The sequence below is a fragment of the Afipia sp. GAS231 genome, assembly GCF_900103365.1.
Classification (GTDB): Bacteria; Pseudomonadota; Alphaproteobacteria; order Rhizobiales; family Xanthobacteraceae; genus Bradyrhizobium.
On the sequence record NZ_LT629703.1, the window covers coordinates 1,797,067 to 1,819,137 of the forward strand.

At 63.2% G+C, this 22,071-nt stretch carries 21 protein-coding genes; 8 read left to right on the forward strand and 13 right to left on the reverse strand.

The window, feature by feature from the left end:
• Positions 1-16: 16 nt before the first annotated feature.
• Both BLS26_RS08580 and BLS26_RS08585 read left to right on the forward strand, forming a co-directional pair.
• Entirely contained in the window at positions 17-715 is a 699-nt protein-coding gene (locus tag BLS26_RS08580) for a response regulator transcription factor (RefSeq protein WP_092510146.1), read from the forward strand.
• Positions 712-2,304: an ATP-binding protein gene (locus tag BLS26_RS08585; RefSeq protein ID WP_092510148.1), complete on the forward strand. Its 1,593-nt coding sequence runs from the start codon at positions 712-714 to the stop codon at positions 2,302-2,304. The genes BLS26_RS08580 and BLS26_RS08585 overlap by 4 nt, the downstream gene beginning before the upstream one ends.
• A 92-nt stretch (positions 2,305-2,396) precedes the next feature.
• Here the strand turns inward: BLS26_RS08585 and BLS26_RS08590 are convergent, their stop codons facing one another.
• The 3 genes from BLS26_RS08590 to BLS26_RS08600 form a co-directional block, all read right to left on the reverse strand.
• Positions 2,397-3,629: an acetyl-CoA C-acetyltransferase gene (locus tag BLS26_RS08590; RefSeq protein WP_092510150.1), complete on the reverse strand. Its 1,233-nt coding sequence runs from the start codon at positions 3,627-3,629 to the stop codon at positions 2,397-2,399.
• Between the two features lie 110 nt (positions 3,630-3,739).
• Positions 3,740-4,687 carry a tripartite tricarboxylate transporter substrate binding protein gene (locus tag BLS26_RS08595; RefSeq protein WP_092510152.1) on the reverse strand — a complete coding sequence of 316 codons (948 nt, stop codon included), beginning with the start codon at positions 4,685-4,687 and terminating at the stop codon, positions 3,740-3,742.
• A 9-nt stretch (positions 4,688-4,696) separates the two neighbouring features.
• Positions 4,697-5,926 carry a CaiB/BaiF CoA-transferase family protein gene (locus tag BLS26_RS08600; RefSeq protein WP_092510154.1) on the reverse strand — a complete coding sequence of 410 codons (1,230 nt, stop codon included), beginning with the start codon at positions 5,924-5,926 and terminating at the stop codon, positions 4,697-4,699.
• Positions 5,927-6,006: 80 nt separating this feature from the next.
• On the opposite strand from BLS26_RS08600, the gene BLS26_RS08605 reads away from it, so the two are divergent.
• From BLS26_RS08605 to BLS26_RS08630, 6 genes are all read left to right on the forward strand, one after another.
• Positions 6,007-6,936, forward strand: a complete 930-nt coding sequence (locus BLS26_RS08605; RefSeq protein WP_092510156.1) for a LysR family transcriptional regulator — start codon at positions 6,007-6,009, stop codon at positions 6,934-6,936.
• A 144-nt stretch (positions 6,937-7,080) separates the two neighbouring features.
• On the forward strand, positions 7,081-8,112 hold the full coding sequence (gene dctP, locus BLS26_RS08610; RefSeq protein ID WP_092510158.1) for a TRAP transporter substrate-binding protein DctP: 1,032 nt from the start codon (positions 7,081-7,083) through the stop codon (positions 8,110-8,112).
• A 57-nt stretch (positions 8,113-8,169) separates the two neighbouring features.
• The gene (locus BLS26_RS08615; protein ID WP_092510160.1) at positions 8,170-8,727 is read left to right on the forward strand and encodes a TRAP transporter small permease; all 558 of its coding nucleotides are present in this window, start codon (positions 8,170-8,172) and stop codon (positions 8,725-8,727) included.
• A complete protein-coding gene (locus tag BLS26_RS08620) occupies positions 8,724-10,013 on the forward strand; it encodes a TRAP transporter large permease (RefSeq protein ID WP_092510162.1) in 1,290 nt (429 codons plus the stop codon). The genes BLS26_RS08615 and BLS26_RS08620 overlap by 4 nt, the downstream gene beginning before the upstream one ends.
• Before the next feature lie 42 nt (positions 10,014-10,055).
• On the forward strand, positions 10,056-11,099 hold the full coding sequence (gene dctP / locus BLS26_RS08625; RefSeq protein ID WP_092510164.1) for a TRAP transporter substrate-binding protein DctP: 1,044 nt from the start codon (positions 10,056-10,058) through the stop codon (positions 11,097-11,099).
• 81 nt (positions 11,100-11,180) lie between these two features.
• Positions 11,181-12,335: a CaiB/BaiF CoA-transferase family protein gene (locus BLS26_RS08630; protein ID WP_092517808.1), complete on the forward strand. Its 1,155-nt coding sequence runs from the start codon at positions 11,181-11,183 to the stop codon at positions 12,333-12,335.
• 772 nt (positions 12,336-13,107) lie between these two features.
• Here BLS26_RS08630 and BLS26_RS08635 read toward each other — a convergent pair.
• From BLS26_RS08635 to BLS26_RS08680, 10 genes are all read right to left on the reverse strand, one after another.
• On the reverse strand, positions 13,108-13,677 hold the full coding sequence (locus BLS26_RS08635; RefSeq protein ID WP_092510167.1) for a carboxymuconolactone decarboxylase family protein: 570 nt from the start codon (positions 13,675-13,677) through the stop codon (positions 13,108-13,110).
• A gap of 113 nt (positions 13,678-13,790) precedes the next feature.
• Positions 13,791-14,648: a CoA ester lyase gene (locus tag BLS26_RS08640; RefSeq protein WP_092510169.1), complete on the reverse strand. Its 858-nt coding sequence runs from the start codon at positions 14,646-14,648 to the stop codon at positions 13,791-13,793.
• Positions 14,648-15,109 (reverse strand): MaoC family dehydratase, encoded by a 462-nt coding sequence (locus tag BLS26_RS08645; protein ID WP_092510171.1) that lies wholly within the window; start codon positions 15,107-15,109, stop codon positions 14,648-14,650. The genes BLS26_RS08640 and BLS26_RS08645 overlap by 1 nt, the downstream gene beginning before the upstream one ends.
• Positions 15,109-15,882, reverse strand: coding sequence for an enoyl-CoA hydratase/isomerase family protein (locus tag BLS26_RS08650; protein ID WP_092510173.1), 774 nt, complete (start codon positions 15,880-15,882; stop codon positions 15,109-15,111). The genes BLS26_RS08645 and BLS26_RS08650 overlap by 1 nt, the downstream gene beginning before the upstream one ends.
• Positions 15,879-17,117: a CaiB/BaiF CoA-transferase family protein gene (locus BLS26_RS08655; RefSeq protein WP_092510175.1), complete on the reverse strand. Its 1,239-nt coding sequence runs from the start codon at positions 17,115-17,117 to the stop codon at positions 15,879-15,881. The genes BLS26_RS08650 and BLS26_RS08655 overlap by 4 nt, the downstream gene beginning before the upstream one ends.
• A gap of 24 nt (positions 17,118-17,141) precedes the next feature.
• Positions 17,142-17,858 carry an ABC transporter ATP-binding protein gene (locus tag BLS26_RS08660; protein WP_092510177.1) on the reverse strand — a complete coding sequence of 239 codons (717 nt, stop codon included), beginning with the start codon at positions 17,856-17,858 and terminating at the stop codon, positions 17,142-17,144.
• Positions 17,855-18,613 (reverse strand): ABC transporter ATP-binding protein, encoded by a 759-nt coding sequence (locus tag BLS26_RS08665; protein WP_092510179.1) that lies wholly within the window; start codon positions 18,611-18,613, stop codon positions 17,855-17,857. The genes BLS26_RS08660 and BLS26_RS08665 overlap by 4 nt, the downstream gene beginning before the upstream one ends.
• Positions 18,614-18,615: 2 nt before the next feature.
• Positions 18,616-19,635 carry a branched-chain amino acid ABC transporter permease gene (locus BLS26_RS08670; RefSeq protein ID WP_092510181.1) on the reverse strand — a complete coding sequence of 340 codons (1,020 nt, stop codon included), beginning with the start codon at positions 19,633-19,635 and terminating at the stop codon, positions 18,616-18,618.
• Positions 19,632-20,534 (reverse strand): branched-chain amino acid ABC transporter permease, encoded by a 903-nt coding sequence (locus tag BLS26_RS08675; RefSeq protein ID WP_092510183.1) that lies wholly within the window; start codon positions 20,532-20,534, stop codon positions 19,632-19,634. Before BLS26_RS08675 ends, BLS26_RS08670 begins: the two co-directional genes overlap by 4 nt.
• Before the next feature lie 101 nt (positions 20,535-20,635).
• Positions 20,636-21,895, reverse strand: a complete 1,260-nt coding sequence (locus BLS26_RS08680; RefSeq protein ID WP_092510185.1) for an ABC transporter substrate-binding protein — start codon at positions 21,893-21,895, stop codon at positions 20,636-20,638.
• Positions 21,896-22,071: the final 176 nt, after the last annotated feature.

Genomic DNA, 22,071 nt, shown 5'->3' on the forward strand with positions numbered 1-22,071 from the left:
TCCTGGAGAGAGACGTTTGACGCACCGCATCCTCATCGTCGACGACGACCTGCACATCCGCGAGGTCATTCGTGTCGCCCTCCGCAAGGCCGGCATGACCGTGAACGAGGCGAAGGACGGCCGCGAAGCGCTGACGCGTTTTGAGGCTGACAGGCCCGATCTCATCATTCTGGACATCGGCATGCCGGAACTCGACGGGCTGGACGTCTGCCGGGAAGTTCGCAAGACCTCCGACGTTCCGATCCTGTTTCTTTCGGCGCGGGACGATGAAATCGACCGCGTACTGGGCCTCGAGATTGGCGGCGACGACTACGTCACAAAGCCCTTCAGTCCGCGCGAGCTCGTCGCTCGCGTCAATGTCATTCTGCGCCGCATGGCCCGCGGCCCCGACGCAAAGGAAGCGGCGGCGCTTTTCCAAGGCAGGTTGTCAGTCGACCCCGAACAGCATGTCGCTGAGTTCGCCGGCACGCCGCTGCGCCTGACCGCCATCGAATTCGGAATCCTGCGTACCTTCCTGACGAGGCCGACGGTGGTTTTCAGCCGCGAGCAGATCATGAACGCCGCCTATCAGCTCAACATCCAGGTCTCCGACCGCACCATCGACAGCCATATTCGCAACATCCGCGCCAAGCTTTCCGCGGCCAATTGCGACAATGTCATCGAAACCATTCACGGTGTCGGTTTCAAGCTCGGACGATGCGAGCCGCAGACATGACCGAACGCGCGCGCGAGAAATGGCGGCCATCGCTGGGGCTGATCATTTTTACCGTGCTGGCCTCGGTGGCCACGCTGCCGCTGGTCGGGCTGTTCTTTTTCCGCCTCTACGACAATCAGCTCATTCACCAGACCCAGGCCGAATTGATCGCGCAAAGCCGAGTTTTGGCTGCAGTCTATGCGCGCGAAGTCGAGGCCCGCCTCAACGACGGGATCATTCTCGGTGCCGAAATCCCGCCCGAAGCGCGCACCGATCGCCAGGACCAGATGACGCCGATCCGGCCGGCGCTGGATCTCGCCGCCCGTGGCGACCTGCTCCGACGACGGCCGGATGCGCTTGCCGCCAACGTTCCCGCATCGCAAGCCTATATCGAGATCGGCAAGCGGATGATGCCGATCATCCTGGATACCCAGAAGGTCACGCTGGCGGGATTTCGGATCCTCGACCCCCGCGGCGTCGTGATCGCCGGCCGCGACGAGGTCGGCCAATCGCTTGCCCATATCGAGGAAGTGGCCACCGCCTTGCAGGGACAATACCGTGCGGCATTGCGGATTCGTGTGCCCGACAAGATCCCGCCCCCGATCTATTCGATCAGCCGCGGCGTCGGCGTTCACGTGTTTTCGGCGATGCCGGTGATCGTCAACAACCGGGTCGCGGGCGTCGTCTATACGTCGAGGACGCCGAGCAATATTTTCGACCACCTTTATCAGGAGCGCGGCAAGTTCATTCTTGCCGGGCTCGCCGTCATGCTGGGAACCATCATCATCGGACTGGTCTTCTCCCGAACTATCACGCGGCCGATGCGCGAACTGGTCGATCGCGCCGCGCGCATCAGCCGCGGCGATCGCGACGCATTCCGGCCGCTCGCCCACTACGGCACGCGCGAGTTTGCCCAGCTCTCGCACAGCTTCCTCGAAATGGCGCAGCAATTGTCGCGGCGGTCAGACTACATCGCGACTTTCTCGTCGCACCTCACCCATGAACTGAAATCGCCGCTGACGTCCATCAAGGGCGCGGCCGAGCTGCTGCTGGATTCGCTGCAGAGCAAGACCGACAATCTCACCCGGATGGAGCAGAAGAATTTCGTCTCGAATATTCTGGGCGATACCGAGCGCCTCGAAGCCATGACCCAGCGGTTGCGTGAACTGGCGCGTGCCGAAACCGCGCCGCACTGCGAGCATACCGAACTGGCACAGGTGATCGGAGGCCTGAAGAGCCGGTTTCCGACCCGCGCGATCGAGGCCACCGGTTGCCTCGAACGCTCGATCGGCATGTCCAGCGAGAAAGCGCTGATCGTGCTGTCGCACCTGACCGACAATGCGATCCGTCACAATGCGAAACATGTGCGGCTGGAAGCCGTCGACGGCGACGCCACCGTCAGGATGACGGTGAGCAATGACGGCGATCCGATTTCCGAGCCGAACCGGGAGAAGATCTTCGACGCCTTCTTCACCACCCGCCGCGATACCGGCGGCACCGGAATGGGGCTCGCGATCGTCCAGGCCGTCATGACCAGCCACGGCGGGTCGATCCGGCTGGTGCCATCAGACACCGGCGTCGCGTTCGAGCTTCAGTTTCCGGCCGCCTAGCGTTTTCGAGCAAAGCATGTCCTCGGACTTGATCCGAGGGTGGCTACCGGTTCGCGTGAAGAAAACGCGTCAAATCAAATCCAACCCGCGTCCTAGATCCGCTCGATGATGATAGCCGGCGCCATGCCGCCGGCGGCGCACATCGTCACCAATCCGCGCCTGAGATCGCGCCGTTCCAGTTCGTCGAGCACGGTCCCGATCAGGATCGAACCGGTCGCGCCGATGGGGTGGCCGAGTGCAATCGAGCCGCCATTGACGTTGACCTTGTCGCGATCGAGCTTGAGGTCGCGAATGAATTTCTCGGCGACGACCGCAAAGGCCTCGTTGATTTCGAACAGATCGATGTCATCGATCGTGAGGCCGGCCTTGGCCAGCACTTTGCGGGCGGCCGGGACCGGCGCATTCAGCATCAGGGTCGGCGAGTCCCCCATATTCGCCATCGCGACGACGCGGGCACGCGGCTTCAGGCCGTGCGCCTTGGCGTAGCTTGGCGAGGCCAACAGGATCGCGGCCGAGCCGTCGACGACGCCAGAGGAATTGCCGGCGTGATGCATGAAGGTGATGTCGAGGCCGGGATGTTTTTCGAGGATGAGATTGCGGTAGGTGGTGCCTTTATCATCCAGCGGATAGTCGGCGATTGCGGTAAAGGCCGGCTTCAGTCCGGCCAACCCTTCGAGGGTGGTCTGCGGACGCGGATATTCCTCGCGGTCGAGCGCGAGACTGCCGTCCTCGCGGGAAACCGGCACAAGGCTCTTGTCGAAATAGCCACCCTTGATCGCCGCTGCCGCCCGCTTCTGGCTTTCGAGGCCCAACTCATCGACGTCCTGCCGCGTGATGCCCTCGAGCGACGCCACCGCATCGGCGCAAACGCCTTGATGCGACTGCGGATGCCGGGCGCGCAGTCGGAGATTGCCGTTATCCATCATGAACGGCCCCTCGCCGCGGCGGCCTTCCATCGACATCATCTCGGTGCCACCGGCGATCACGAGATCCTCGGAGCCGGACATGATCGCGTTGGCTGCCATGTTGACGCTGGTGATGCCGGAACCGCAGAAGCGATCCAGCGTGACGCCGCTGGCGCGGACATCGTAACCGGCATCAAGCGCTGACATCCGGCCGAGATCGCCGCTCTGCGGGCCGCGCTGGGAACTGGTGCCCCAGATGATGTCATCGACATCGGCGGTGTTGATACCGGTGCGATCGGCGAGCGCGCGCAAGACCGTTGCGCCGAGTTGCTGCGGATGAATACCGGCCAGTGCGCCTTTGCCGGCCTTGCCAATGCCGCGCGGCGTCCTGCATGCGTCGATGATCAGCGCGTCAACCATGGTGTTTCCTTCGCGGTTTCTTGGACCCTGTTGATTGGCCGCATTTGCAGCCGATCAAGCGTCAAAGTCAATTCACCCTGCCCCGCACCCGGACACCTCCGATATGCCGTTCAATCAACCCTGGCACCGGTCGCCTTGACGATTTCACCCCAACGCGAATATTCGCTTTTGATGAACGCGCCAAACCCTTCCGGCCCGGCCGTGCGCGGGATGACGCCGAGTGTTGCGAACTTCTCGCCGATGCCATCAGATTGGACGACCTTGATGATCGCGGCGCTGAGCGCCTCGACCCGATCCCTCGGCGTCGCCGCCGGAACCACGAAGCCGAGCCAGGCCGCCAGACCGAACCCCGGAAAGCCCTGTTCGGCCAAGGTCGGCGTATCGGGAAACGCCGGCACGCGCTGCGAATAGCCGCTCGCGATCAGCCGCAGGCCCCCGGACTGGATGAAAGGCTGGGTCACGGCCACGGTATCGATAGCGCTGTTCACCACGCCCGCCATCAGGTCCGTCATGGCAGGCGCGCTGCCGCGATAGGGAACATGCAGCATGGTAATCCCTGCGCGCCGCTTGAAGTCTTCCATGCCGAGATGCGACAGCGTGCCGTTGCCGGAAGACGCGTAGACGAACTTGTCCGGGTGCGCCTTGGCATAAGCGATCAGTTCCGGCACGGTCTTCACCGGCAAGGACGGATTGACCACCAGAAGCATCGGCAAGTCGCAGATCAGCGCCACCGGCGCGAAATCCTTCAACGTGTCGTAGCCGACGGATTTATAGAGATGCGGATTGGCGACCATCGAGGCCAGCGGCGCCAGCACCATCGTGCGGCCGTCGCCTTGCGTATTGGCAAGCGCCGCCAGCGCGATGCTGCCGCCCTGCCCTGGCCGGTTCTCGACAATAAATGTCTCGCCCAGGATCGGAGCGATGCGTTCGGCAATCAGACGGGCGATGATATCCGTCGCCTGTCCCGGCGGAAAGCCGACGACGATGCGCGATACTTCCGCTGCCTGCGCCCCTGCCGCAAGGAAGATCGCCAGCGCGGCAATCATGATGCGCTTCATGGATCCCCCCTAGATAATGCCGATGCCGCGCAGCCGGATGATCTCTTCCGGCGTCAGACCCAGCGCAGTGTAGATTTCGTCATTGTGCTGGCCGATCGAAGGCCCGGCGCTGCGCACCGCGCCCGGCGTTTCCGAGAAGCGCGGCACCACGCATTGCATGCGGACATTGCCGAGCTCCGGATCAGCCACGCTGACGATGGTCCCGCGCGCGATGAAGTGCGGATCGGCAAAGATGTCGGCGGCATCATAGATCGGCGAGAAGCCGACTTCGTGGGCCTCGAATTTCACGCGCAGCTCTGCCAGCGTCAGCTTTGCAATCGCGCCGCCGACAATCGCGTCCAGCACGTCGCGGTTCTTCACCCGCGACGGATTGTCGCGAAATCTCAGATCAGCCAGCAGCCCTTCCAATTCAAGCGCGGCGCATAGCCGGACGAATATGCTTTGCGTTGAGGCCGCGATCGAAGCCCATTTCCCGTCGCCGGTCGCATAGATATTCCCCGGCGCGGCATATTGGCTGCGATTGCCGCTGGCAGTCCTGATAACACCGAGCTGGTCATATTCGATGGCGAGGAAGTCGAGCGTGCGCAGCATCGCTTCCGTCATCGAGCAGTCGATTTCCTGGCCGCGCGCCGCCGGCTCTTCTTTCAGCCTGTAGAGCGCCGACAGTACGCCAACCGCGCCGAACAGGCCGCCAATGGCATCCGAAATCGGATAGCCCAAATGCAGCGGCGAGCCGCCTTCTTCGCCGCACATGCGGGTGAAGCCGCTCATCGCCTCGAAGATTCGCGCAAAGCCGGGACGATCGCGATAGGGCCCGGTCTGCCCGAAGCCGGTGACGCGGAGGATCGTCAGTCGCGGATTGATCGCCTGCAGCCACTCCCGCGTGATGCCCCACTGATCGAGTGTGCCGGAACGGAAGTTCTCGATCAGCACGTCGCGATCGGCGAGCAACCGCGCCAATAACGCCATGCCGTCGGGTTTGCGCAGATCGAGCGAGATGCCCTTCTTGTTGCGGTTGGTGACTTTCCACCACAGCGGCACGCCGTTCTTGTGCGGCGCCAGTTCGCGAAGCGGATCGCCCTTGCCCGGCAATTCGACCTTGATGACGTCGGCGCCGAGATCGGCCAGCAAGGTCGCCGCGAACGGGCCGGCCACCACGGTCGACATATCGAGGATGCGCAAGCCGACCAGCGGGCCAGTGGCAGCGGGAGAAGCGGAGGATGCGGGTGAAGGTTTCATGCCGGCATCCTAGCCGAGCCCCAATCCATGCTGTAAGGTCATGCCTGATAATTCAGAATTGCTGAAACGGCATATCGAGAGTGGAGCTGCGACACCTCAGGGCATTCGTCGAAGTCGCGACGCACGGCAGCTACGCCCGCGCCGCGACTGCGCTCGGCATCGCGCAGTCCGCGATGAGCCGGCAGGTCTCGGCGCTGGAGCGCGAGGTCGGCGGGAGGCTGTTTCACCGCACCGGGCGCGGTGTCGCGTTGACCGAGATCGGCGAACGGGTGCTGCCGCAGGGACGCGCGCTGATCGCCGACGCTGCGGCTTTCGAGCAGGCCGCCAAGAGTCCGCGCGGCCGGCCTTCCGGCGAAGTGACGCTCGGACTTGTGCCGGTCGCGTCGCGTACATTCGTCGCCGGCCTCACTGCCCTGCTGCGCGACGACTATCCGGGGATCCGGCTGCGCGTGCTCGAAGGCTATAGCGGCCAGGTCGAGGAATGGCTCGCAGCGCAGCGGGTCGATATCGCGGTCTATAATCGCTACCGCCGCGGCCGCGTCGCCAATGCCGAGGCGATCATGCGCGCGGACACCCACCTGATCATCCGCAGCAGCCACCCGATCGCGAAGGGCGCCGAGGTAGCGTTGCGGGCGCTGGCCGAAGTGCCGCTGGCTCTGCCGGTGCGGCCGAACAGCCTGACCAATCTCCTGACCGGGCTCGCCGCGACCCAGCATTTCGAGCTCGATATCAGGCTGGAAGCCAGTTCGACCTCGCTGATCGGCGAGACCATCCGCGCCTCCGACCTCGCCACCATCTCGCCCGCGCATGTATTCGCCCGCGAAATCGCTTCCGGCGAATTCAGCGCCGTGCGCATCGTGCGTCCGACCATCGAGCAGACCACCTGGATGTCGTTCGGTTCGCACCGGCCGCTGTCGGCGGCGGCCGAGATCGTGACGCGCCTGATCAGGAAACTGGCGCTGCAGCGGCGCGAACCGGCAGCGCGCTCCAAGCGGTCCACAAGCGGCTGAAGCGGACAGTCCTTCGGCCCTGCGTCCACCGGTTGTGAAGCCCACCGTTCTCAGCCGCGACGCCATCCTTGACGACGAATTTCCTTTATGCGCAGCTATTTCAAACAACAACATGTCCCTTGGGAGGAATTCTTGGGAGGAGATATGGTCGCGCTTCTGCGAGCCCTTGCCGGTTCCGGCCTTCTGATTGCAACAACCGTTCTGGCACAGGCCGCGGACCCGGTGAAACTGCGCGTGGCCGACTCGTTTCCGAAGGGCCACTATCTGGTCAAGCTGATCCTCGAACCCTGGATGGAAGAGGTCACCAAGCGCACCAATGGCGCGGTGACCTTCGAGCACTATCCGGCCCAGCAGCTCGGCAAGGCGACCGACATGCTGAAGCTGACGCAGACCGGCGTCGCCGACATCGGCTATGTTGCGCCGGCCTATACGTCGGACAAGATGCCGGTCTCCGAAGTCGCAATGCTGCCGGGGGCGTTCGAGCATTCCTGCCAGGGCACCCTCGCCTACTGGAAGCTGGCGCGGAACGGCGTGATCGCGGAGCAGGATTATACCGCCAACAATATCCGCCTGCTGCTGGCGGTGAGCCTGCCGCAATATCGCATCTTCACCGTCAAGCATCCGGTGAAGGACGTCGGCGACGTCACCGGCCTCAAATTGCGCTCCACCGGCGGCGCGCAGGACCTCACCTTGCGCGCGATCGGCTCGGTCCCCGTGCGCATGGCCGCCCCCGACGCCTATGAATCGCTGTCGCGCGGCACCATGGACGGGCTGCTGTTTCCGCTCGAGAGCGTGGTCGCCTATGGCGCCGACAAGCTCGTCAAATATGCCACCGACGGCGTCGGTTTCGGCAGCTTCATCGTTTCCTATTCGATCAGCGACAGCGCCTGGAAGAAGTTGACGCCGGAGATCCAGAAGGCGATGACCGACGTCGCCGACGAGATCATTCCGTCGGCCTGCAAGTCGGTGCAGAAGTCGGACGACGAGACCAAGAAGTCGCTCGAAGCCGCCGGCACTCGTTTCGAGACTCTGTCGCCCGAGGTCACCGTCAAATTCAAGGACCTGATGAAGGGCGTGGCGAAGACCTGGTCCGAGGGGCTCGATGCGCGCAGCAAGCGCGGCAGCGATGCGCTGAAGGAATTCGACGCAGCCATCGCCGCCATTCCCGCCAAATAACCCCGGACCATACCGAAGCCTCAAACCGCTTCCCGAGCGCAGAGAACAGAGACCAACGTGATCAAGGCAAGCCTGAGGGCTTTGACCGCCATCGAAAAGGTAACATCGGCGATCGCCGCATGCTTCATGTTTGCGATCATGATCATCGTCTTCAGCGACGTCGTGATGCGCTACGTCTTCAACCGGCCGTTCTCCTGGGCTTACGACCTGATTTCGCTCTACATCATGGCCGGCGTGTTCTTCCTGTCGCTGTCCGGCACCTATGCCGTCAACGGCCATATCAGCGTCGACATCCTGCTGCCGCGCTTTTCGGCCGCGATCCAGCGCCTGTGCATCATCATCTCGAACCTGGTTGGGCTCGCGATCTTCATTCCGATCACCTGGCTCGGCTATCAGCGCGCACTCGAAAATTTCACCTCCGGCGACGTGATGGCGGGCGCCATTCCCTGGCCGACATGGGCGTCTGCGGGGTTGGTCCCAATCGGGGCCGGCATTCTCGCGCTGCGGCTCGCCGTCCATCTGATTGCCAACACTACAAGCCTGTTGACCGGCGAAGACCTGTTGCCGCTGCCGGCGATCGCGGGACATGGCGCTGAAAAGGCAGGCTTCGAATGATTTCCGCTTTCATCCTCGGACTGCTGTTCTTCCTGCTGGCGATCGGCGTGCCGGTCGCATTCGCGATGGCGTTTTCCGGCGGGCTCGGCCTTTACCTGGTCGGCGGCTGGCCGATCCTGCTCGGGGTGTTGCAGACGACGCCGCTTTCGGCCGTAACGTCCTACGAGCTGATCACGATCCCGATGTTCCTGTTGATGGCCGATCTGGTGCTGCTGTCGGGTGTCGCCGACGACCTGTTCAAGACCGCCGCGGCCTGGGTCGGCCGCATCCCCGGCGGCCTCGGCATGGCAACCGCGCTCGCCGGCGCCGGCTTCGGTTCGATCTGCGGCACCAGCACCGCTTCCGCCGCGACGCTGTCCTCGACCAGCCTGCCCGCGATGATCCGCCAGGGCTACGAGCCGCGCATGGCGGCCGGCGTCGTCGCGATCTCCGGCACGCTGGCGATGCTGCTGCCGACCAGCGTGGCGCTGGTCATCTTCGGGCTGCTGGCCGAGGTCAACATCGGCAAGCTGCTGATCAGCGGCATCATCCCCGCGATTATCGTGACCATGATCATCATGGGGACGATCTATCTGCTGGTGTGGCTCGATCCGTCGCGCGCACCGACCGTGAAGGCGGTGCCGTGGTCGGAGAAATTCGGCCTGCTCTGGCAGGTCAGCCCGATGGTGGTGCTGTTTTCGATCGTGACCGGGACCATCTATCTCGGCGTCGCGACGCCGACCGAAGCCTCGGCATTCGGCGCCTTCGGGGCGTTCTGCCTGGCCTGCTGGAAGCGCAAGATCAACATGACGTCGCTGTACGTGACGTTGCGGCATGCCGCGCAAGGCACCTGCATGATCGTGCTGATCATCATGTGCGCGCACATCTTCGGCTACTTCTTTACGCTTACGCAGGTCACGCAGAACATCGTCGGATGGGTCGGCGCGCTCGACGTGTCGCGCTGGGTGATCATCACGCTGATCCTGTGCGGCTATATCGTGCTGGGCTCGTTCATGGACCAGATCGCGATCCTGGTGCTCACGGTTCCGATCGTGCTGCCGCTGATCAAATCGCTCGGCTTCGACCCGATCTGGTTCGGCGTCATCAAGATCGTCACCGCCGAAGTCGGCATGATCACGCCGCCAATCGGGCTGAACTGCTTTATCGTGGCCCGCTACGCCGGACGTCCCGTCGGCGAAGTATTCCACGGTACTTTCCCGCACTTCATCGCGCATCTGATCGCGATCGCTATTTTCGTGGCATTCCCGGACATCATCCTCTGGCTGCCGAACCACATGCAACACTGAAGAAGCCGTCGAGATAAACGGCCGATCCCTGGGAGATCCAACATGAATATCGAACCTCGTTTGCCCTGGAGCGTAGGCCTCGCGGCGCTTCTTCTCGCCGGCTCGGCGTCGGCTTCCTTCGCGCAAGAGAAGATCGTGCTGCGCCTCGCCGACAGTCTGCCGGCCGGTCATGTCATCCATGAAATGGTCGCCAAGCCGTTCATGGAGCTCGTCACCAAGGCCACCAACGGGCAAGTGACCTTCCAGCACTTTCCCTCGGAGCAACTCGGCAAGGCCAAGGACATGGCGCAGCTCACTGCGCTTGGCGTGATGGACCTCGCTTATATCGTGCCGTCCTATTCGTCGGACAAATTCCCGCTGACCGCGGTCGCCGAACTGCCGGGCATTTTTGAGACCGAATGTCAGGGTTCGCTCGCCTTCTACAAGATCTCGCACAATGGCGGGGTTCTGGAGACCAAGGAATTCGGGCCCAACCAGTTGCGGCCGCTGGTCACCATCGCGCTGCCGGCTTACCAGATCCAGCTCGCCACCGGCCGCGTCATCAAGTCGGCCAAGGATCTCGAAGGCCTCAAGGTCCGCACCACCGGCGGCGCCATGGACCTGATGATGCGCTCGATCGGTGGCATCCCGGTTCGCATGGCCGCGCCCGAAATCTACGAGTCGCTGACCCGCGGCACGCTCGACGGCATGATCTTCTCGTATCAGAGCTCGGTGTCCTACGAGTTCGGCAAGATGCTGAAATCCGGCACCGAAGGCCAGAACTTCGGCACCGCCATCCTGACCTATTCGATGGGCGAGACCAAATTCAAGAGCCTGCCCGAGAACGTCCGCAAAGCCCTCGTCGAAGCCGGCGAGCAGACCACCCGCGAATCCTGCAAGCGGTTCGAGGACGGCGAGAAGATCGCGACCGACAAGATCAAGTCGCAGGGCATGAAGGTCATCGAGTTCGGTCCCGACGACAAGAAGGTGTTCGACGCAGCGTTCAAGACGGTCGCCGAGGACTGGGTGAAGGATCTCGACAAGCGCGGCAAGCCGGGCACCGAGACATTCAAGGCCTTCACCGACGCCCTGGCAGCCGGCCATTGATCGCGCGCCGTGACTAAATCCAACACTTCCGCACCGGCGGGACCGCTCGCCGGCGTCAGGATCATCGACCTCACCAGCGTGATGATGGGTCCCTACGCGACCATGATCCTCGGCGACTACGGCGCCGACGTCATCAAGGTCGAAAGCCCCGACGGCGACGTCATGCGCTTCGCCGCGCCGATGCGTCATCCCAAGATGGGCGCGATGTACCTGCAGGGTAATCGCAACAAGCGCTCGATCGTGCTCGACCTCAAGAAGAGAGGCGGCCGCGAAGCGCTGCTGCGGCTGGCGGCGAACGCCGACGTCTTCGTGCACAACGTGCGGCCGGCGGCGATGGCTCGCCTCAAGCTCGGCGCGGATGATTTGCTCGCGATCAACCCCCGGCTGGTCTATGCCAGCCTGCACGGCTTTGGCGAGACCGGCCCCTATGCCGGACGACCCGCTTATGACGACCTGATCCAGGGCCTCACGGCGCTGCCGGCGCTGACCGGCAAGATCACCGGCGAGCCGCGCTATTCGCCGGCGACGATGGCCGACCGAATCGTCGGGCTGAATGCGCTGCACGCCATCCTCGCCGCGCTGTTTCACCGCGAACGGACCGGAGACGGCCAGGCCATCGAGATCCCGATGTTCGAGACCATGGCGGGATTCGTACTCGGCGATCACATGTCCGGCCGCAGCTTCGATCCGCCGATCGGCCCGGCAGGCTATTCGCGATTGCTGTCGCCGGATCGGCGCCCCTACCAGACCAGTGACGGCTATGTCTGCGCGCTGGTCTATTCCGACAAGCAGTGGACCGCATTCTTTCGCCTGATCGGCCTCGCCAACGAAGCCGACCGCGACCCGCGCCTGAACAGCATCGACGCCCGCACCCGCAATTACGACTTCGTCTACGACTGGTTCTCGCAGATGATGAAGACCCGCACCACGGCCGAGTGGATGACGTTCTTCAACGAGGCCGACATCCCACATGCGCCGCTGCACGACCTCGACAGCCTGATTGACGACCCGCATCTTGCCGCGGTCGGATTGTTCCAGACGATGGAGCACCCGACCGAAGGCTCGCTCCGCATCGCCGGCCCCGCCGCGACCTGGAGCAAGACCCCGCCTTCGATCCGGCATCATCCGCCGGGACTTGGCGAGCATGGCGGCGAGATCTTGCGCGAGGCCGGGTTTTCGGAGGATGAGATCGGCGCGTTGATTGCCGAGGGTGGGATGATCGAGGCAGCTTCGTAGATCTCTCATCGTCATTGCGAGCGAAGCGAAGCAATCCAGACTTTCTTTGTCTCGCGAAGTACTGGATTGCTTCGTCGCTTCGCCCCTCGCAATGACGGCTGGATATAGCTTCGCATTCTCGCGGCGCGATGCGCCCGGAGTTTTGCAAGAAAACCTTGCCCTCGAAATCAGAGGGCGCAGGGAAGACCGGGTGCGCGCCGCACCCGCGGTCTCGCAGGCAATGTGCATAAAAAATTGCGCCTACGAGCATACAGGTTTGGCGGAAGCCTCCGGCCTTCCCTGCGCAATGGCTTTACGGCTTATACGATTTCGTCCTGGTGACCGGCTTTCTTGCCACCATCATCCGCTTCAGTTTTCACTTCCGCGAACTTGACGCCAGCACCGGGGCGTCGGACCCAAACGATTTCGCCGTACGCTGCAGCCCGTTCGTCTCGCGTGCTGCCGCGTCCACCGCTCCCTGTCCCTCGTTTGCGACGATGGCCTACGCTCTGGTGGGACAGGATGGCGGCAGTCCAACGACTGCTTTGCCCGACGGGTTAAGCGATATTTCGCCCGTCGCGCCAATTTGTCGCAGCTTCGTAGAGCGAAGGCGGAAGCCGTAACCCACCGCGGTATCAACCACGCTGCACGAAGTTGGTGGGTTACGCTTCGCTAACCCACCCTACAAGCTCTCCGCGTCATTGCGAGGAGCGAAGCGACGAAGCAATCCAGCATTGCCGCACAAAGAAAGACTGGATTGCTTCGCTGCGCTCGCAATGACGGAAGGCAGCGTTCAAAATCCCTTCAGATCCGGGTCCAGCGTCTGGCCTTCGTCAAGCTGAACGCCAAACGTGTTCAGCAGCATCGAGACCTGGGTGTACTGGCCGACCGCGAACACGACGTCCATGCGCTGCTGTTCGTTGAAGTGCTTTGTCAGCTCGGCCCAGACCGGTTCGCTGATAAAATAATCGCGATGCAGATCGTCGGCGGCCTTCAGCAGCGCTGCGTCTGCGGCACTCCAGCCGGGCGCATCGGCCCCCAATTTGATCCGCGCGATCTCCGCATCGGTCAGTCCGGCCTTCTGTCCGATCGGCACATGCTGGGTCCATTCATAACCGGACTTGCACAGAAAGCCGGTGCGCAGGATGACGATCTCGCGCTCACGCGGCGGCAAGGTCGATTTGCGGCTGAGGATATAGCCGCCCCAGGTCAGAAAGGCTTTCGCCGCCGCCGGATGCGTCAGCATGGTGCGGAAGATATTGATGATGCGGCCGCGGGCCTGCATCGGCGCCACGAGTTCGCGCTGTTCTTCGGTCCATTTCTCTGATGGAACGGGTGGAATGCGGGGCTTCGTCAATCGCATGAGGTTGTTTCCTAGTTATTCTTGTTTCGTAGGGTGGGTTAGCCGAAGGCGTAACCCACCAATGTCTTGCGCCGCGGTCGGCTTTTCGGTGGGTTACGCTTCGCTAACCCACCCTACGTTCTTCGCAACGCCAAAATCTTCTCCGCCGCGCGCAGATGCGGTTTGTCGATCATCTTGCCGTCGATCTTGACGACCCCCGACGTCGGATTGTCGTTGAAGGCCTTCACCACTTTCTCCGACCAGGCGATTTCCTCATCCGTCGGCAGGAAGGCGGCGTTGACGACGTCGACGTGCTTGGGATGGATCACGGCCTTGGCCAGGAAACCGTCCTGACGTGCGGCAATCGCTTCCTCACGCAACGTCTCGAGGTCGTTGATGTCGGTGGCGATGGTGTCGATGGCGACGACGCCGGCAGCAGCGGCGGCGATCAGGCAGAGATCGCGGGCCAGCAGGAACGGGCCGTGGTAGCGGCGGCCGGTGCGGTTCTTGGACGCGCCGAGCGACGCCGCCAGATCTTCCGCGCCCCACATCATGCCCCACAGCCGCGGACTCATGTTCTCGAAATCCATCAGCTTGAGCACCGCCCGCGCGGACTCGGTCGCAACGGTGACGATGCGCGTGGCGCCGTTCTCGATCCCGGCCGCCGCCTCAAACGCATCGAGATACAGCGACAGCTTGTTGACGTCGGCAGCGCCAGCGCATTTCGGCAGCACCACGCCGTCGGGGCGGCCCGGGATCACGGCAGCGAGGTCGCCGAGCGTCATGCCGGTGTCGAGCGCGTTGATGCGGATATAGATCTTCTGGACTGGATTGCGCGCAGCCAGCATCTCGCGCACCGTGCTGCGCGCGCCGATCTTCTCGTCGGGCGCAATTGAATCCTCGAGGTCGAGGATCAGCGCGTCGGCCGCGGTCTTCTTGGCGTTCTCGAACTTGCGCAGGCTGTCGCCGGGAACGAACAGAAATGAACGCATCAGCTTTCTGCCTTCGGTTTGCAATGCATCAGCCCGGTGCGGCGGCAGCTTGCCACCACCTCGCCGCGTTGGTTGGTCATGGTGTGCTCGAACTCGACGATGCCCTGGGTCGGCCGCGACTTGCTGGCGCGCTTGGAGATGATTTTGGTATGCGCCTTCAGCGTATCGCCGTGAAACACCGGTTTTGGAAACTTGACGTCGGTCATGCCCAGATTGCCGATCGTGGTGCCGAGCGTGGTATCGTAGACGCTCATGCCGATCATGATGCCGAGCGTATAGAGGCTATTGAACAGCCGCTGGCCGAATTCGGTTTTTTCGGAAAAATGCGCGTCGATATGCAGCGGCTGCGGATTCATCGTCAGCAGGCTGAACAGCGTGTTGTCCATTTCCGTGACTGTCCGGGAGAATTCATGGTGGAATTCCCGGCCGATCTCGAATTCCTCGAAATATAGTCCCGCCATCATCGTCCCTTGTAGTTGGGCGTCCGCTTTTCGACGAACGCGTTGAGGCCTTCCTGGCAATCTTCCGTCGTCGCCACCAGCGCAAAGCTCTCGGCGGCGTTCTCGACCGATCTCCTGAAATCCGCATCCACCGCGCGCATAAACGCGTCGCGGCCGATCTTCATCACGATCGGCGACTTGGCGGCCAGTTTCCGCGCGATCTCGCGGGCGCGCTCCAGCGCGGTGCCCTTGGGCACGACCTCGCTCAACAGCCCCATCCGAAATGCGGTCGCTGCGTCGAAGGGCTCGCCGAGGAATAATGGTCCAAACGCCTGATGCTTGCCGACCAGCCGCGGCAGCTGCACGAAATGGATCGCCGGGATCAGGCCGACGTCGATTTCGGGATAGCCGAAGGTCGAACCGTCGCCAGCGACGATCATGTCGCAGGAGATCGCGATCGTCATGCCGCCGGCCCGCACCGCGCCGTCGATGGCGGCAATGGTCGGCTTGCCCATCCGATACTGGGTGTCGTTGAGCGCGAAATACAGCCGCTCGAGGAATTTCTTGGTCTCGATCCCGGGCCGCCCCCTGACGATGTCGAGATCGAGCCCGGCGCAAAACACCTTGTGCATGCTGCCAATGACGATGGCGCGCACGGTTTCGTCGTCCCTCGCCTTGGCCAGCGCCGCCAGCAGCGCATCGATCAATTCCATGCTCAGCGCATTGACCGGCGGCCGGTCCAGCATGATCGCCGCAATGTTGCCCGAGACGGAATAACGAACGAGATCGCTCATGCTGCAGCTCCCTTGGCCTGATCCTTGGCTTGACGTACCGCACCGGCCTTGACCAGCTCATCGATCGCATTCCGGTCAAAACCGGCCTGCAGCAACACCTCGTAACTGTCCTGCCCGATATCCGGCGACGGCCGCAAGTGGTCCTCGGACAGGCTGGCGATGCCCGGCGTGCGCGGCGTATAGACCGGGCCGACACCCGGCGTATCCTGGCAGACCGCGGCATTCGTCGCCTCGACATGAGCATTGCGCAGCCATTCGCCGGGATTGAGGATGCGCTCGGCGATCAGGTCGGCGGCATGCAGCCGCGCAAGCCAGGCATCCGTCGGCTGGGTCAGGAACACCTCGCGGAGTTGCGAGATCAATGTGTCGGCAGAATCCGCGCGAGCGGCGAAATCGGCAAAGCGCGGATCGCTGGCGAGATCGTCGCGTTCGATTGCCGCGCACAGCCGCTTGTATTGCGGCTCGTTCACCAGCGTGACCATCATCCAGCCGTCGCTGGTCTGATAGGAGCCCGCGGGGACGTTGAGCGCGCGCGGCGCGCCGCCCTCCAGAATATGCTCGGCGACCTTGTGGCCGAGCAACGCCGAGGTCGAGGCGCAGAGATTGACATCGATCCAGCGCCCGGTGCCGACGGTTGAGCGCGCGAACAACGTGGTCGCAATGGCCTGGAAGGCATAGACGCCGGTGACGACGTCGGAGATCGTGGCGCCGACCCGGTGGGGCGTGCCGTCATTGCCGACATTGACCGACACCAGGCCGGAAAACGCCTGCGCCACCGAATCCGAGCCGGGACGTTTGGAGTAAGGTCCACTCTGGCCGAAGGCGCTGACCGAGAGATAGATCAGGCCGGGATTGTCGCGCGCCAGTTCCTCGTAGCCGATCCCGAGGCGTGCGGCGACGCCGGGCCGAAAGCCCTCGATCAGGACGTCGCAATCTTTCGCCAGCCGTTGCGCGATGGCGACGGCCTCCTTCTGCTTCATGTCGAGGCAAAGGCTGCGCTTGCCGCGATTATAGACCGCGGACAGCGTGGTCTGGCTACCATAGGTGGTGCCGAGGAAACGCGACCAGTCGCCCTCCGGCGGCTCGACCTTGACGACGTCGGCGCCGTAGACGGCGAGCAGCATCGCGCAATAGGGCGAGGCGATACCCTGGCCGAAATCCAGCACACGCAGGCCGCGATACGGCGCCTCGTGCGTCGGCAACAGCTTGCTTTCGCGCCTATTTTCCTTGGCCATTTCTTCTCCCGGGCGGGCTGAAAGCTACAGCGCGAGGTAGCGCTGACGAATGTTATCGTTGGCTTTCAGCTCTTCGATCCCGGATGTGTAGACGATCTGGCCCTTGTCGATAACCGTCGCGTGGCTCGCAAGGCCAAGGCAAAAATGCATGTTCTGCTCGGCGATCAACACCGTGGCACCGGTGCCGCGGAGCTGGCGCAGCAATTCGCCGATTCGCTGGACGATGATCGGCGCCAGCCCCTCGCTCGGTTCGTCCAGCAACAGCAACGCCGGATTGCCCATCAGTGTACGTGCAATCGCCAGCATCTGCTGTTCGCCGCCCGACAGCCGCCCCGCAATGCGGTATCGCAGCGGCTCCAGCAGCGGAAACACCTCATAAACCCGCCGGATCGACCATTCGTCCTCGCCATTGGGGCCCTTCTTGGCGCCGATCACGAGATTATCCTCGACGGTATGCTCGGGGAAAATCTGGCGATCCTCCGGCACGAAACCGAGGCCGGCGCGGGCGATGTGGTGCGGCTTCAGCCCGGACACCACCCGGCCGCTCAGGGTGACCTTGCCGCGGCGGGCCGGCGCCAGCCCCATGATGGCCTTCATGGTGGTGGACTTGCCGGCGCCGTTGCGGCCGAGCAGCGCCATGGTCTCGCCCTGCCGCACCGACAGGCCGACGCCGAACAGGATCTGGCTGGTGCCATAGTAGACGTCGAGATCCTCGACCTGGACGATCGCCTGCGCGCTCATAGTGCGGCCTCGGCGTGATCTTCGGTGCCGAGATAGGCCTCGATCACGGCTTCGTTGCGCCGGATCGCATCCGGCGTGCCGGTGGCAAGAATCCGGCCGTAACAGAGCACGACGATCTCGGGCGCGATCTTGAACACGATATCCATGTCGTGCTCGATGAAGACGACTGTGATTTTCTGCTTCTGCCAGAGCTCATGAACCTTGTCGATCATGCGCCAGCGCTCTTCGGTGCCCATCCCGGCGGTGGGCTCGTCGAGCAGCAGCACTTTGGGTTCGAGCACCAGCGCCAGCGCGATATCGAGCAGTTTCTGGTCGCCATGCGACAGCGTCGCCGCGGTTCGGTTCCGCTTGTTGGACAGCCCCAGCAATTCCATCGCCTGCTCGGCACGGTCACGGGTTTCGGCCAGCGGGAATCGACGATGCAGCACCGCGGCGCGGCGCTGGTCGGCGCAGACCGCCGCCAGCATGGTCTCGTGCACCGTCAGCGACGGAAAGATGCTGGCGACCTGGAACGCCCGGCCGATGCCGTGGCGCACGATATCGGGCGGCGTGCGGCCGGCCAACTCGACGCCATTCAACAAGATCTGTCCGGAGTCGGGCTTCAGCGCGCCGGTGATCAGGTTGAAGAACGTGCTCTTGCCGGCGCCATTGGGGCCAATCACCGCGGTCAATGACCCATCGGCGAAGTCGAGCGAGACGTCATCCGTCGCCTTGACGCCGCCGAACGATTTGGAAAGCCCGCGGATCTCCAGCATGGCTAGATATCCCCTGCCCGCTCGCGGCGCTGCGCGACCCACTCGACCACGAAATCCATCAGGCCTTTTCGAAGGCCGATGGCGAAGAACAGGATCACGATCCCGAGCACGATGCCGTAATATTCGGTCAGCCGGGTCACGGTGTCGTTGAGGATCAGGAGCAGCACGGTGCCGACCATCGGTCCCAGGAACGTGGTGACGCCGCCCAGCATGTTGATGAAGATGCCTTCGCCCGAGATCGTCCAGTAGGCGAATTCAGGATAGGCGCCGGAGACGAACAGCGCCATGATGATGCCGCCGGTGGAAGCAAACAGCGCCGCCAGCACGAAGATCGTCAGCTTGGCGCGCCAGACGTCGATGCCGATGAAACTCGCGCGGTTGGCGTTGTCGCGGATCATGCGCAAGGTATAGCCGAACGGCGATTGCGCGATCTGCCGCATCAAGAGCAAGCCGATCACCAGCAGCGCGCAACTCGTGACATAGAGATGGACGTGGTTCGACAGATCGATGCCAAGAAACACCGGCCGCTTGATGCCGCCACGCAAGCCCTGGTCGCCGCCGGTCAGCGAGGCCCAGGACAGGATGGTAGAGTGGATCAGCATCTGAAACGCCAGCGTCACGAAAGCAAAATAAATTTCCTTCAGCCGCACGCAGATCGCGCCGATCACGGTGGCGATGATCGTTGTGATGACGAGCGTACCGACAAAGGCGACCGGAACCGGCACGCCGGTGCGCTGCATGATCAGGCCGAAACCATAGGCGCCGAGGCCGAAGAACATGCCGTGGCCGAACGAGATCATGCCGGTATAGCCGACCAAGAGGTTGAGCGAGGTCGCAAACAACCCGAACGCGGAGCAGCGGATCACGAAATCGAGCAACGCCTTGCTGCCGAAGAACAGCGGAAGGCTGGCCAGCACGGCAAAGGCGATCAGCGCGATCAGCACGTCGAGATAGCGCAGGCGTCGCGCCTTGACCTCGATGCGCGGAACGGCGGCGGCCTGTTCGGCCTGCAATTCGGTCATGCGACCTCCTTGCCGAACAGGCCGGTGGGCCTGATAACCAGCACGATCACCATGAACAGGTACATCAGGCCTTCCGTGAACAAGGGAAAGCCGAGCGAGCCGAACGAGCGGATCATGCCGATCAGGAGCGCGCCGATCAGCGCGCCCAGGATCGAGCCCATGCCGCCGATGACCGTAACGATGAAGGATTCGATCAGCACCGAAAATCCCATACCGGGAGTCAGCGAGCGTACGGGAGCTGCCAGCGCGCCGGCAAGGCCCGCCAGCATGCCGCCGAGCGCGAACACGCCGCCATAGATCAGCCCGGTGTTGATGCCGAGCGCCGACACCATGCCCGGATTATGCGCCGCGGCGCGAATCACCTTGCCGAGCCTCGTGCGGGCAAGGCCGAGGCCGAGGATCAGGGCCATCGCCAGTGCGACGCCGATCAGCAGCAGATAATATGGCGGCACCACGCCGCCGGCGATGAACAGCGGCATCACCTGGAACGCCGCCGGCATGCCCATCGACCTGAACTCGGGACCCCAGATCATCCGCACGACGTCGTCGAAGATCAGCACGAAGGCGTAACAGACCAGCAACTGCATCAGCACGTCGGCGCCGTAGACCCTGCTCATGAACACGCGTTCGAACACGAGGCCGAGGATGGCTGTGCCGGCCGCGCCGCACAGCATCGCCAGCGCAAAGCTGCCGGTGAACTGATAGGCGGTCATCGCGAAATAGGCGCCGAACATATAGAAGGCGCCGTGGCTGAAGTTCACCACCTTGAGCACGCCGAAGATCAGCGTCAGCCCGACGGCGACGAGGAACAGCAACATGCCGATGATGAAGCCGCTGGTGGTTTGCGTCACCAGGCAGGCGGAACTGGCGAGACAGCCGGTGAGCGCGTCGAGATCCAAGACAAATATCCGTTACGGCGCGCTGCCATCGACGGCTACGCGAAAAACCAAAGTGTGAAACGCGGAGGCAGCCGATGCCGCCTCCGCTCTTCGACGATCGATCAGGTGTAGCCCTTGCTCTTCTTCCACTCGGCTTCGAGTTCGAGAATGGTCTTCCAGTCACCGGCTTCGACCTGCGGCACATAGGGCTCCTGCGGGATCGTGGTGCCCCAGCCGATGGCGTAACCGATCAGGGTCTGGTCTTCGGCCCGCATCGTCACGGTGCCGTCGGCGCCGAACGGGCATTTGATGGTGAGGCCGCGCAGCGCCTCGGCGATCTTCTTGCCGTCGGCGGAATTGGCTTTTTTGGACGCCTCGGCCAGCAGCATGATCGCGGTGGCGTTCTCCCACGACCAGTTGGTGGGATACTCGTTGTATTTCGCCTTGTAGGCATCGCCCCAGGCGGCGTTCTCCGCGGTCGCCGGATAGGTCTTGATGTAGCGGTTGCCGGAGTGGATGCCCTTCGGCAGGTTCTTCACCACCGTCAGCGCGGTGTAGTCGGCCATATTGACCGCGAACACCTCCATCGCGCTGAACATCGCGTAGATGTTGGCCTGATCGATGTAGGAGGTGAGATCGCCGCCCCACAGGCAGGAATACAGCGCCTGCGGTTTCGCCTGCAGGATCTTGGTGACGACTTCGGTGTAGTCGGGCTGGAACAGTTTTGGCCAGGACTCGCTGATGATCTCGACGTCGGGCGCAAAGCGCTTCAGGTACGTCGTGAACTCGCCGGTGGTGTCGCGGCCATAGGCGTAATCCGGCGCGCAGGTCGCCCACTTCTTCAGGCCCTTGGCTTTGGCAATCGTCGCCGCATAACGGCCGCCGACGATTGAATCATGCACGCCCTGGCGCGCGGTGCGGAACGCATTGGGAATGTGCTGCTTGGGATCGGCGGTCAGCGCCGAGGTTTCCGAATTGGTATGGATGCAGAACACGCCGAGATCGCGCGCGACTTCATGCACCGCGAATGCGCCGGACGACGCTTCGGCATCGATCAGCAGTTCGCAGCCGTCGGTGTTGACCAGCTCGCGCGCGACGCGGGCGGCTTCCTGCGGCGCCCCCTTGGAATCGCGGATCACCATTTCGATCTGCCGGCCGGCCAGGCCGCCCGCGGCGTTGACCTTCTCGACTTCCAGCATCACGGCGTTGCGCGAGGAGGTGCCGAGCTGGGCTACGCGCCCGGACAGAATGGTCGGCATGCCGATCTTGATGGTCTTGGCCTGTGCGCGCGCCACCCATGGCGCAGCAAAGGTCACGGCACCGGCGCCCATTATCGCGAGCGTCGCGCGACGGCTGACGCCCGGTTTGCGGGTTCTCGTCATTGTTCCCTCCCTGTCGGGTTTGCGTTCCCAAATCCCTGCCGGAGATCGTGTTGCCTCCGTGACCACAAGATTTCAGAGCAAGGGGGGTGACGTCAAGCCAAAGATGAATTACGACTCATAATTCATCGACAGCGTTTTCAAGCGAAGTGGGTACCGGTTCGCGCCAGGAAAACGCG

Coding starts and splice junctions, on each gene's coding strand:
- BLS26_RS08585 (WP_092510148.1), top strand. CDS start 712: ATGACCGAACGCGCGCGCGAGAAATGGCGGCCATCGCTGGGGCTGATC.
- BLS26_RS08620 (WP_092510162.1), top strand. CDS start 8,724: ATGATTTCCGCTTTCATCCTCGGACTGCTGTTCTTCCTGCTGGCGATC.
- BLS26_RS08670 (WP_092510181.1), bottom strand. CDS start 19,635: ATGACCGAATTGCAGGCCGAACAGGCCGCCGCCGTTCCGCGCATCGAG.
- BLS26_RS08635 (WP_092510167.1), bottom strand. CDS start 13,677: ATGCGATTGACGAAGCCCCGCATTCCACCCGTTCCATCAGAGAAATGG.
- dctP (WP_092510158.1), top strand. CDS start 7,081: ATGGTCGCGCTTCTGCGAGCCCTTGCCGGTTCCGGCCTTCTGATTGCA.
- BLS26_RS08660 (WP_092510177.1), bottom strand. CDS start 17,858: ATGAGCGCGCAGGCGATCGTCCAGGTCGAGGATCTCGACGTCTACTAT.
- BLS26_RS08640 (WP_092510169.1), bottom strand. CDS start 14,648: ATGCGTTCATTTCTGTTCGTTCCCGGCGACAGCCTGCGCAAGTTCGAG.
- BLS26_RS08655 (WP_092510175.1), bottom strand. CDS start 17,117: ATGGCCAAGGAAAATAGGCGCGAAAGCAAGCTGTTGCCGACGCACGAG.
- BLS26_RS08645 (WP_092510171.1), bottom strand. CDS start 15,109: ATGGCGGGACTATATTTCGAGGAATTCGAGATCGGCCGGGAATTCCAC.
- BLS26_RS08595 (WP_092510152.1), bottom strand. CDS start 4,687: ATGAAGCGCATCATGATTGCCGCGCTGGCGATCTTCCTTGCGGCAGGG.
- BLS26_RS08665 (WP_092510179.1), bottom strand. CDS start 18,613: ATGCTGGAGATCCGCGGGCTTTCCAAATCGTTCGGCGGCGTCAAGGCG.
- BLS26_RS08680 (WP_092510185.1), bottom strand. CDS start 21,895: ATGACGAGAACCCGCAAACCGGGCGTCAGCCGTCGCGCGACGCTCGCG.
- BLS26_RS08630 (WP_092517808.1), top strand. CDS start 11,181: ATGATGGGTCCCTACGCGACCATGATCCTCGGCGACTACGGCGCCGAC.
- BLS26_RS08650 (WP_092510173.1), bottom strand. CDS start 15,882: ATGAGCGATCTCGTTCGTTATTCCGTCTCGGGCAACATTGCGGCGATC.
- dctP (WP_092510164.1), top strand. CDS start 10,056: ATGAATATCGAACCTCGTTTGCCCTGGAGCGTAGGCCTCGCGGCGCTT.
- BLS26_RS08590 (WP_092510150.1), bottom strand. CDS start 3,629: ATGGTTGACGCGCTGATCATCGACGCATGCAGGACGCCGCGCGGCATT.
- BLS26_RS08600 (WP_092510154.1), bottom strand. CDS start 5,926: ATGAAACCTTCACCCGCATCCTCCGCTTCTCCCGCTGCCACTGGCCCG.